Annotated in this window: 9 protein-coding genes, 1 tRNA gene and 1 pseudogene; 3 read left to right on the forward strand and 8 right to left on the reverse strand. The window is 46.5% G+C overall.

Annotated elements, in window-relative coordinates; translation table 11 throughout:
* Positions 1–481: 481 nt before the first annotated feature.
* From O9295_RS02960 to O9295_RS02970, 3 genes are all read right to left on the reverse strand, one after another.
* A complete protein-coding gene (locus tag O9295_RS02960; protein ID WP_002760267.1) occupies positions 482–817 on the reverse strand; it encodes a HepT-like ribonuclease domain-containing protein in 336 nt (111 codons plus the stop codon).
* Positions 814–1107, reverse strand: a complete 294-nt coding sequence (locus tag O9295_RS02965) for a nucleotidyltransferase family protein (protein ID WP_002760266.1) — start codon at positions 1105–1107, stop codon at positions 814–816. Before O9295_RS02965 ends, O9295_RS02960 begins: the two co-directional genes overlap by 4 nt.
* 278 nt (positions 1108–1385) lie before the next feature.
* Positions 1386–1459, reverse strand: a tRNA-Pro gene (locus O9295_RS02970).
* 71 nt (positions 1460–1530) lie between these two features.
* Here O9295_RS02970 and lipA point away from each other — a divergent pair.
* Entirely contained in the window at positions 1531–2436 is a 906-nt protein-coding gene (gene lipA / locus O9295_RS02975; protein WP_502846487.1) for a lipoyl synthase, read from the forward strand.
* Here the strand turns inward: lipA and rdgB are convergent.
* Positions 2399–2992: an RdgB/HAM1 family non-canonical purine NTP pyrophosphatase gene (gene rdgB / locus O9295_RS02980; RefSeq protein WP_288031580.1), complete on the reverse strand. Its 594-nt coding sequence runs from the start codon at positions 2990–2992 to the stop codon at positions 2399–2401. The two genes, lipA and rdgB, sit on opposite strands and share 38 nt — an antisense overlap.
* Before the next feature lie 552 nt (positions 2993–3544).
* Between rdgB and O9295_RS02985 the strand changes: the two are divergent.
* Positions 3545–4585: pseudogene (locus tag O9295_RS02985) on the forward strand (DNA gyrase C-terminal beta-propeller domain-containing protein); the annotation flags it as partial.
* A gap of 3 nt (positions 4586–4588) precedes the next feature.
* Entirely contained in the window at positions 4589–5272 is a 684-nt protein-coding gene (locus O9295_RS02990; protein WP_288031582.1) for a YdcF family protein, read from the forward strand.
* 132 nt (positions 5273–5404) lie between these two features.
* On the opposite strand, the gene kdpC is transcribed toward O9295_RS02990, so the two are convergent.
* The 4 genes from kdpC to kdpB are packed head-to-tail and all read right to left on the reverse strand — an operon-like array spanning position 5405 to position 9675.
* Positions 5405–6049: a K(+)-transporting ATPase subunit C gene (gene kdpC / locus O9295_RS02995; protein ID WP_288031585.1), complete on the reverse strand. Its 645-nt coding sequence runs from the start codon at positions 6047–6049 to the stop codon at positions 5405–5407.
* A 2-nt stretch (positions 6050–6051) separates the two neighbouring features.
* The gene (locus O9295_RS03000; protein ID WP_288031588.1) at positions 6052–6258 is read right to left on the reverse strand and encodes a potassium-transporting ATPase subunit F; all 207 of its coding nucleotides are present in this window, start codon (positions 6256–6258) and stop codon (positions 6052–6054) included.
* Positions 6259–6298: 40 nt separating this feature from the next.
* On the reverse strand, positions 6299–7516 hold the full coding sequence (locus O9295_RS03005) for a DNA cytosine methyltransferase (protein ID WP_288031590.1): 1218 nt from the start codon (positions 7514–7516) through the stop codon (positions 6299–6301).
* On the reverse strand, positions 7516–9675 hold the full coding sequence (gene kdpB, locus O9295_RS03010) for a potassium-transporting ATPase subunit KdpB (RefSeq protein WP_288031592.1): 2160 nt from the start codon (positions 9673–9675) through the stop codon (positions 7516–7518). Before kdpB ends, O9295_RS03005 begins: the two co-directional genes overlap by 1 nt.
* Positions 9676–9840 lie beyond the last annotated feature (165 nt).

The raw sequence follows: 9840 nt of genomic DNA on the forward strand, positions 1-9840 counted from the left end.
GCGGCGCCACGCCCCCAACGGGGGGTTTGGGGGGTAGAACCCCCCAAAAGCTTGGATTGAGTGATAAAACCGAAAGTAACGCCCAATTTTAGGAGAAAGTTTCCCCTGAAAAATCCCAAATTAGTAGATTTACAAAAATGATACCAAATCCTTTTTTAATAGTGTGATTAACTCTCAAGTTATGAATTGTTTCTCCCCACACCCCACACCCCACTATCCTATACTTTTTAAACAGGATTTAGTATCACCTAAAGGCGGCTCACGATTATTTGCCTTTCCTTATCTGGCAAAGTTTTAATTCGATTTCTCGGAATAAATAGCTGAAAATTTGTCAAAACGTCGTGCTTAGTAGATTGATTCATGAATCAACCTACTAAGTCGGTAGGCTTTAAAAATTATCAAATGCCCCCCTTATCAAGGGGGGATTAAGGGGGGATCGAACCTAAAACCCAACAGTTTTAAATAATTGGACTGGGTTTCGTCAAATCAATTCCTGTAAAATAGCTTCGATTTGTTGTTTTAGAGGAGGAATGTCATTTTCAACAATATCCCAAATAATCTCTAGATTGATACGAAAATATTCATGAATAGTTAAGTTTCTTAGATCGCTGGCATCTCGCCAAGGAACTTCGGGGTATCTTGCTTGAAATTCTTGAGAAGTTGCTCTAGCTGCTTCACCAATAATTTGTAAATGATAGACAATCCAAGTTTGAATTAATTCTTGTTGTTCAAACACGGTTTTTCCCTGTGGAGCATACTTTTCTACCCGCTCAATTGCTTCTAAAATATCCCGCAAGCGTTCGGTATCATCTCTCATAGTGGTATTGCTTCTTTAAGTACCCGCTCTCTGATTCTATCTTTAAGTCCCTGTTCGGTAACAATATCAACTTTGCAGCCTAACAAAGCTTCGAGTTCTCGAATTAACGGCAAAGGAAACCAGGGACTCCGACGTTCGCTACAATAATCAATTAATAAATCAATATCGCTTTTTTCGTCAGCTTCTCCCCGTGCGACAGAACCAAAGATTCGCACGTTATTTGCGCCGTGTTTAGCAGCAATAGCAATGATTTTTTCTCGTTTGTTTTTGAGTAATTCCTCAATTTTCATGATCTAAGTAGGTAGGCGTTAAAAGTTGTCAGACACCCCCCTTATCAAGGGGGGATTAAGGGGGGATCGGCACCCCCCTTATCAAGGGGGGATTAAGGGGGGATCGGCACCCCCCTTATCAAGGGGGGCAGGGGGGATCGGCACCCCCCTTATCAAGGGGGGCAGGGGGGATCGAACCTAAAATCCATTTTTAATTTAATTATAACCAGCTACTTACTGACAATTTTTAACACCTATCTACTTAACCATAGAACAGATTACACCTTGATTGTCTTTAATCGGGATGACAGGATTCGAACCTGCGGCCCCTTCGTCCCGAACGAAGTGCGCTACCAAGCTGCGCTACATCCCGAAAATTTTCAGCTAAATCATCATAGCATATTCGGCCTTGAGTGGGTCGAGACTTGCTAGGATATTACAGATATAGGCAAAAATTATCGGAGTAGTTCAGGCGTGACGGTCAAACCAGAGTGGTTACGGGTGAAAGCACCGCAATGGCAGCGAGTCGGCAGTGTTAAGGAAGTTTTACGCGATTTAGGCTTAAATACCGTTTGTGAGGAGGCTTCCTGTCCCAATATCGGCGAATGTTTCCACGCGGGGACGGCTACCTTTTTAATTATGGGTCCTGCTTGTACTCGCGCCTGTCCTTACTGTGATATAGATTTTGAGAAAAAACCGCAACCTTTAGACCCCACGGAACCCCTGCGACTAGCGGCAGCCGTGCAACGTCTCGATCTTAATCATGTAGTGATCACTTCTGTCAATCGCGATGATTTGGCCGATGGAGGCGCTAGTCAATTTGTCCGTTGTATCGAGGAAATTCGCCGCATTTCCCCAAAAACCACCATCGAAGTGCTGATTCCCGATCTTTGTGGCAATTGGCAGGCTTTAGCTTTAATTCTTGCCGCTAAACCTGAAGTTTTAAACCACAATACCGAAACTGTTCCCCGTCTCTATCGTCGCGTGCGTCCCCAGGGCGATTACCAGCGTTCTCTAGAATTATTGCAGCGCGCTCGCGCCATTGTTCCCGCTACCTACACAAAATCGGGCATTATGGTGGGATTGGGGGAAACCGACGAGGAAGTGCGCCAAGTGATGGGCGATTTACGGGCCGTCGATTGTGATATTCTCACCATCGGGCAGTATCTGCAACCATCGCCAAAACATCTCGGTGTACAGGAATTTATCACCCCCGAACAGTTCCACGCTTGGCGCGAATACGGTGAGTCTCTGGGATTTTTACAAATTGTTGCGAGTCCCTTGACAAGAAGCTCTTATCATGCTGAACAAGTCAGGGCTTTAATGAATTTGTACCCGCGAGAGTCTTGAGATGGGGCAGCAATTGCTGAAAAGCTCGTCCTCGATGGCTAATTTTTCTTTTTAATTCGGGAGACATTTCCGCAAAGGTTAAAGCGTATTCGGGAACATAAAAAATCGGATCGTAACCAAAACCACCTTCACCCCTAGGACTGGTTAAAATTTCTCCCGTACAGATTCCTGTGGCGCTCAAGGCAATCTCACCATCGGGACGGGCGATCGCAATTACACAGACAAAACGGGCCGAGCGATCCTGATTATCTCCTAATTCTCTGACGAGGCGATCGATTCTTTCTCGATCATTTTCACCGTAGCGGGCCGAGTAAATCCCCGGGGCATTTCCTAACCCGGTTACTTCCAATCCCGAATCATCAGCGATCGACCATTCTCCCAATGTTAGGGCAATTTGAGCAGCTTTTAAATAGGCATTTTCGGCAAAAGTCGCCCCGGTTTCCTCTATCTCTAAATCATCGGGTTTTAACTGCAATTCTAGGTCAATATCAGTTAAGTATTCGCCTATCTCTGCTAATTTACCCGGGTTACTCGTGGCTAGAATTAATTTTTTCATCGAAAATAATCGGTTTGAAACCCCGGCCTTTTAGGGCGGCTTGACGTTGAGAATATTTCACTATACACTAAAGCTACAGTGAAAACTTTTAACTCCCTGACTGCTTTGGATCGGACGGACATTTCCCCCTGATTATTGCGAGGATTAAAGTTAAGTAGGGAGGCACAATTATTTGTAGGATGGGTTAGCGGTAGCGTAACCCATGCGGGCGTTGGGTTTCATGCTTCAACCCAACCTACGTTCATCTTATATTTAATTCCACCCACCCACTTAAGAATGGGTTCCTTAAAATTCCCATTGACTGAAAGACTCAAAGACAAACATATCAAGGAAGTACAAATACATCCAAAATACTCGGCTCGCTGGTTTGAGATTGAGTATATTTATGAAGATGAAAAAATAGAAACATCTCTTGACTCCGAAAAAGCGATAGCTATGTTGTTAAGGAAGGCAGTAGTCAGGAGATTATTTTATTTATTCCCCCCACTTCCTAATTCCTAATTCCCACACCCTACACCCCACTCCCTACACCCCACACCCCACACCCCACACCCCACACCCCACACCCCACACCCTACACCCTCTTTCAAGTCAGAAGGGAAGAAACAGGATTCTGTGGTTAAAAAACAGGAGAATAAAGTTAAGAAAAAGTCTGAGAGTGAGAATGAACCGATTTTAAGCCTATTTACGCCCCAAGAACCCCCAGAAAATGCGATTTTATTGCTTGATGCCGAAGATAAAATTAGTTGGACGACACCAGAAGAGCGAGCGCCGGACCGGGGTTTAATTATCTATCAACAGGCGATCGAAAAACGGGAAAATTTCCTAGTTATCCTCGATAATGCTAAAGCTTACCCGATTGCTACCCGGGAAGTTCCTCCAAAAGACAATCAACCGGTGTTAATCTCCAGTCTGCTGACCAAAACCGCCCAAAAAGATTCAGAAGCCGTGTTAAATCAATTTTTCTTGACGGAACCTCAAAAAAGTCAAGAATTGCTTTTACTGAGTCAACAGGGGCGAATAAAGCGGCTTCCCATCGATGAATTAGAGGGGGTTGGTAGTCGGGGTTTGTCCCTCATGAAATTGAAAGAAGACGATCGCCTATATGGTGCTATTTTTACTCACGAAGGCCTGGACTTAGCGATCGCCACCAGTAGCGGTCGGGTGTTGCGTTATCCCGTGCGCGAGGAATTATTGCCAATGATGAGTAAATCCGCTCAGGGTTTAGCAATTTTGCGATTGCGCTACGGGGAACATCTAGCCGGCTGTGTTTCTCTCCCTCATCGGCAAAATCTGCTGCTGATTTCGGGATTAGGTTACGGGAAAAGACTGGCGATCGAGAATTTACGCTTATCACAATTAGGCGATCTTGGTTCACCCGCTTTACAATTCGTTAACAAACAGGATAGTTTAGCGGCCATGGTAGCGGCCCGGGAGGGGAGTATAGTGTTATTAAGTACCAATCAGAATCGAAAACTACCCTTAGAGGTAGAGACTGTGACAGTTACGGGTAAAGACGGGACAGGTTCACAATTAGTCAAACTCAACCCCGCAGAAAAAATTATCAAAGCACAATTGTTACACCATCTCTAAACAATGGGGAAAAAATCGAAAAATTTTGTGCGTAAACACCGAAATTGGCAAAGATGGTTAAAACTAACTCTGATTCTGGTTTTTGGGTTTATTATCCTTAATCTAGCGATTAATTTAGCCGTCCGCTTGCCAATTAATCAACAAAAACCCATTGATGCCATCTTAGTTTTGGGGGGCAGCATTCGTCGGGAAATTTATGCAGCTAATCTGGCCCAGCAATACCCCAATATACCGATTTTGATTTCCGAAGGCTCGAAAGACCCCTGTATTTTATTACTATTTGAACGGGCAAAAGCGCCAAAAACTAACGTCTGGTTAGAAAAGTGTGCTGATTCTACCTTCGGCAATTTTTTCTTTGCCGTGCCAATTTTAAAACAATGGGGAGTACATAAAGTAAAAGTTGTCACCTCTCCTACTCATTTACCCCGCGCTAAATGGTTAGCAGAAATTCACTTGCAATCCCACGGTATAGCAGTAGAAATCGATGCAGTCCGAGAAATTGGTATCCCCGGTAATCACGAATCAAAGCTAAAAACTGGGTTAGATGTGACTAGAAGTATAATTTGGGCTTTTGTGGGACAATTAATCTATCCCCCCTGTTGGCAAGTCATTCCCTTAAATTCCGTTGATTTGGAAGCTTGGCAAGATGAAGGTTTTCAATGTGAATCTCAAGGTAAGATCAGCTAAACAATACTCTCCCAGTTAGTTTTTTAGCGGCTGCATCCCATTTTTGTAAATCTACTAACTTGGGGTTTTTAAAGGCAAACTCTCTCTTCCCACTTTCCTATACCTTTTAAACAGGATTTAGCATCAGAAACCCTATCGGGAATTTGCGATCGCATCTAGAGCCAAATTCAGTTTCAGCAGGTTAACCCCCGGTTCGCCGAAGATGCCGAGAAAGCGCTCGTCGGTGTTTTTGGTAACGAGGATCTCCACTTGATTCGTCGGTAATCCGCGTGAGAGCGCCACCCGCTCGATCTGCGCTCTGGCGGCTTCCGGGGTGATATGGGGATCGAGACTCGATCCGGAGGTGTACACCAGAGCTGCGGTGGGTTTAATTCCCGTCTTCTCTAATCGGGGAATCTCCCCCTCCAGTGCTTTTTTCGGGTCGGGATCGGGTTTTCCTTTAATTCGCTCGATCAACAGGGGGTTACTGGGAGCTAGGTTACTCGCCCCCGAAATTCCGGTTTGCAGGACTTTGTTAGGATCGTTTTTCGGATCGGCCGTACTGTAGGCGGTGGTACTTGGACGACTATTGAAATAGCGATCGCTGGTGAAAGGTTGCCCAATTAGAGCCGAACCCACCACTTGACCTTGATTATTGGTAATTAAACTCCCGTTCGCTTGCCAGGGAAAAAGAATTTGACCGATGGCGATCATCGAGAAAGGATAGATCAGCGCAGTGATCACCCAGAGAACTAGGGTAGAACGGATGGCTCTACCGGCCTCGCGTGCAAAACTCATGATTAAAACCTCTCCGGTACAAAGATGACCAAGAACAGATAGATAAATAAAGCAAAGGCGACTAATCCTAAAAGGGTTAATGCGAAGGCTTGCCCCCTATCGATAGTGCTTCCCGTAGAAGCTTGAACGATGGAGGAGAAAAGAATTGTTAGACAGAAATTTAAGAAAATATACCAGAAAAATCGGTATTTTCTAGGGGCTGCTTTCATAAGAATTAGAGTTTTTTGGAGATTTGTTTTTGCCAGTAAATCAAGAAAATAGCTGTAGTTGTCGATAGGTTGTCTTGTTCTCCTTTTTCAATTCATAGTTAAGAATACATTGGCCTACATATCTAGCCAAATTAATAGGAACAGCATTGCCAATCATTTGTTCTAGATTAGATTTTGTTCCTGTAAAAATAAAGTCTTTAGGAAAAGTTTGAATATAGCTTCGCTCCCTCGTTGTTAGCGGTCTTAATTTTTCCTTAAGATGACAAGCATCCCCGGGATGTTGTCGATAGGTTTTGGGAACTGGTCGATTTACTCCTCGAATAGTAGGGCTAGGTTCATAAATACTGAATATCGCCCTTCTTTGATAGCTTCTAGGATGTCTATAATAGTATTCTATATCTAATTCTTTGCCCATATAGTCAAATACAGTCAGAGGTTGACTTGATAGATTTTCATTGATCTCATCGATTAAAAAATCATCTTCTTCCTTCATTTTACCGATCAGAAAATATCTTTTTCTAGTTTGAGGAACTCCGCAGTAACAAGAATTAATAACTTTTTCAGTTAAACCATAACCATGGCTTTTAAAAATCTGTTTTGCTTGAGTGAGTATTTTACTTTTCTCAATTCTATCCACATTTTCCATAACAAACCATTGCGGACTTACTCCAGTTACAATTTCGGCGAATGTGAGCGTTAGATTCGCTCGTCCTAAACCCTCGTCTCTCTTCCCAGCACTGGAAAAGTCTTGACAAGGAGGGCTGCCGACAATAATCTCAGGATTATATTGAGCAAATATTTCTTGGCTAGATTCTCTAGATAAATCGACATTAAATATCGGATGACTAAAGTTATTTCTATAGACATCTATAGCAGGTATCCAATTATCAAATGCGGCCACAATAGTAAACCCCGCTTTCTGGAAACCTAAAGATAAACCACCACAACCAGCGAATAAATCGATTGTGATCATTTTGCTCCCTCCTCTAAATTGACTCTCGAAAGCATAAAATAAATGATCGGAATCGGGAGCTAGACCGTATAACTCTTTTGTACTTAACTCCGCAGGTTGAATTTTTAAATTTTCGTCAAGTTTCAGATAGACATTTTTCAGTCCTTTCCCATCCAAGTAAGCGCACAAAGAAGCTGGAAATGAGGAGTTAAATTGATTTTTACCCCATGTTTCTTTTTGGCTAAAATCCCGATTCGAGTGCTTCAATCCGAATAAACTAGGCTTAAATATTGCCGATTTTCCCATTACCTCAACCCGATCGCTGAAATTATCTCATCAATAATCTTAATAGCAATAAACGGGGCAATCATGCCTCCCACGCCGTAGATGAGGATATTGCGCCGCAATAGTTGGTCAGCAGTGAGCGGGCGAAATTGAACGCCTTTAAGTGCCAAGGGAATCAAAACGGGGATAATCAGGGCATTGTAGATCAGGGCCGAGACGATCGCCGATTGAGCGCTTTTCAAACCCATGATATTTAAAGCACCGATCCCGGCGGCGGCGAAAATTGTCGGGATAATGGCGAAATACTTGGCGATATCGTTGGCTACCGAAAACGTGGTCAGGGCGCCGCGGGTAATGAGTAACTGTTTGCCGATGGTCACTAAATCGATCAGCTTGGTCGGGTCGGAATCGAGATCCACCATATTGGCCGCCTCCTTCGCCGCTTGGGTTCCGGAGTTCATCGCCACACCGACATTAGCTTGGGCCAGTGCCGGTGCGTCGTTGGTTCCGTCTCCCGTCATGGCAACTAACTTGCCCTTGGCTTGCTCGCGACGGATCACCTCGATCTTATCTTCTGGGGTAGCCTCGGCGATAAAATCATCCACCCCCGCCTCCGCCGCGATCACCGAGGCCGTGATCTGGTTGTCGCCGGTGAGCATGATCGTTCTCACACCCATGCGCCGTAATTGGTCGAAACGCTCTTTTAATCCAGGCTTCACGATGTCCTTGAGATAGATCACCCCGTAGATATCGTTACCCCGACAGACGGCGAGGGGAGTTCCCCCCAAACGGGAAACCCTTTCCTGTGCCTGATCGAGGGTTTCGGGAACGGAACCACCGCGGGAACGGACGAAACCTTTAATCGCGTCTACGGCTCCCTTACGGTATTCCTCGCCGGCCCTATCGGTGCCGCTCATGCGGGTACGAGCGGAGAATTCGATTCCCTCGCCGGGTTGGCCATCGATATCGAGGTTCGCGCCCAAATTCCGGGCTAAGGCAACGATCGAGCGTCCTTCCGGGGTTTCGTCGAAAAGGCTGGCCGCTAGACAGATGCGGGCTAATTCCTCGAGGTTATGACCGTTCACGGGGATAAATTCGTCAGCCAGTCGGTTTCCGAGGGTGATCGTTCCCGTTTTGTCGAGAAGGAGGGTATTCACGTCGCCGCAGGCTTCCACCGCGCGCCCGGAGGTGGCGATGACGTTAAACTGAGCCACACGATCCATCCCGGCGATGCCGATCGCGCTCAATAAACCGCCGATCGTCGTGGGAATGAGGGCGACGAGGAGCGAGATCAAGATGGCGATACTGGAACCGGCCCGAAAGGTATCCGCAACCGCCGGCCCGAGGCTCGTTTCCAGGAAACCGGCGATATAGTTTCCGATCGGCGGAATCGTGGCCACGACAATTAGAAAGACTTGGGTTAACACGGCCAGAAGTACCGTCAGCGCGATCTCGTTGGGGGTTTTCGTGCGCTCGGCCCCTTCCACGAGGGAGATCATGCGATCGATAAAACCCTGGCCGGGATCTTGAGTGATCCGCACTGTCAACTCGTCCGAGAGAAGCCTGGTGCCGCCGGTGACGGAACTGGCGATGTCGGTTCCGGGTTGTTTGAGGACGGGGGCCGATTCTCCGGTGATCGCCGATTCATCCACCGAACCGATTCCCTCGATCACTTCCCCGTCGGCGGGAATCACGTCCCCGGCCACCAGTTTTACCCGATCGCCCCGACCCAAGGCCGTGGAACTGACCGACTCGATCGAGCCGTCGGCAAGGATTTTCTGGGCCATCGTGTCGCTGCGGGTGGAGCGCAGGGCATCGGCCTGGGCTTTTCCCCGTCCCTCGGCGATCGCCTCGGCGAAGTTGGCGAACAGCACCGTGAAGAAGAGGATCAGGGTGATGATGCCGTTAAGTAGCCGTTGTTGTCCCCTATCCCCGGCGATCGTGCCGAATAGATGCGGGTCGATCGTGACCAGGGCCGTGACGATCGTTCCTAACCAGACCACGAACAGGACCGGGTTACGCACGGCGATGCGCGGGTCGAGTTTGAGGAAGGACTGCCGGATCGCGCGTTGATAGAGACCTGTCCGGTTTACCTTGGGGGTGTGGCGGCGGTCGTCCCTGCGACCTCTCGGCACTCGCAACGGGCGGGAGGATTTAGAATTTCCTTTGTTCGTTCTCATAAATTATCTAGGGCTGGTTGAATAAATCTAAAAACCTTGTTGGGTAAGACTTTTAGACCTTTTGTCAATCAAAAAGTACTGGATCTGGGAGTGATCGGGGGGAAATTTAGGCACTTTTTCCCTGAAAATTAGGTAATTGGCCACCTCAAAACTGGTAAAACCCCA

The organism is Microcystis sp. LE18-22.4A (genome assembly GCF_027531105.1).
Classification (GTDB): domain Bacteria; phylum Cyanobacteriota; class Cyanobacteriia; order Cyanobacteriales; family Microcystaceae; genus Microcystis; species Microcystis aeruginosa.

Bases quoted from the DNA above. Each gene is read 5' to 3' on its own strand.
- O9295_RS02990 (WP_288031582.1), top strand. From the start codon at position 4,589: ATGGGGAAAAAATCGAAAAATTTTGTGCGTAAACACCGAAATTGGCAA.
- rdgB (WP_288031580.1), bottom strand. From the start codon at position 2,992: ATGAAAAAATTAATTCTAGCCACGAGTAACCCGGGTAAATTAGCAGAG.
- kdpB (WP_288031592.1), bottom strand. From the start codon at position 9,675: ATGAGAACGAACAAAGGAAATTCTAAATCCTCCCGCCCGTTGCGAGTG.
- O9295_RS03000 (WP_288031588.1), bottom strand. From the start codon at position 6,258: ATGAAAGCAGCCCCTAGAAAATACCGATTTTTCTGGTATATTTTCTTA.
- kdpC (WP_288031585.1), bottom strand. From the start codon at position 6,049: ATGAGTTTTGCACGCGAGGCCGGTAGAGCCATCCGTTCTACCCTAGTT.
- O9295_RS02965 (WP_002760266.1), bottom strand. From the start codon at position 1,107: ATGAAAATTGAGGAATTACTCAAAAACAAACGAGAAAAAATCATTGCT.
- O9295_RS02960 (WP_002760267.1), bottom strand. From the start codon at position 817: ATGAGAGATGATACCGAACGCTTGCGGGATATTTTAGAAGCAATTGAG.
- O9295_RS03005 (WP_288031590.1), bottom strand. From the start codon at position 7,516: ATGGGAAAATCGGCAATATTTAAGCCTAGTTTATTCGGATTGAAGCAC.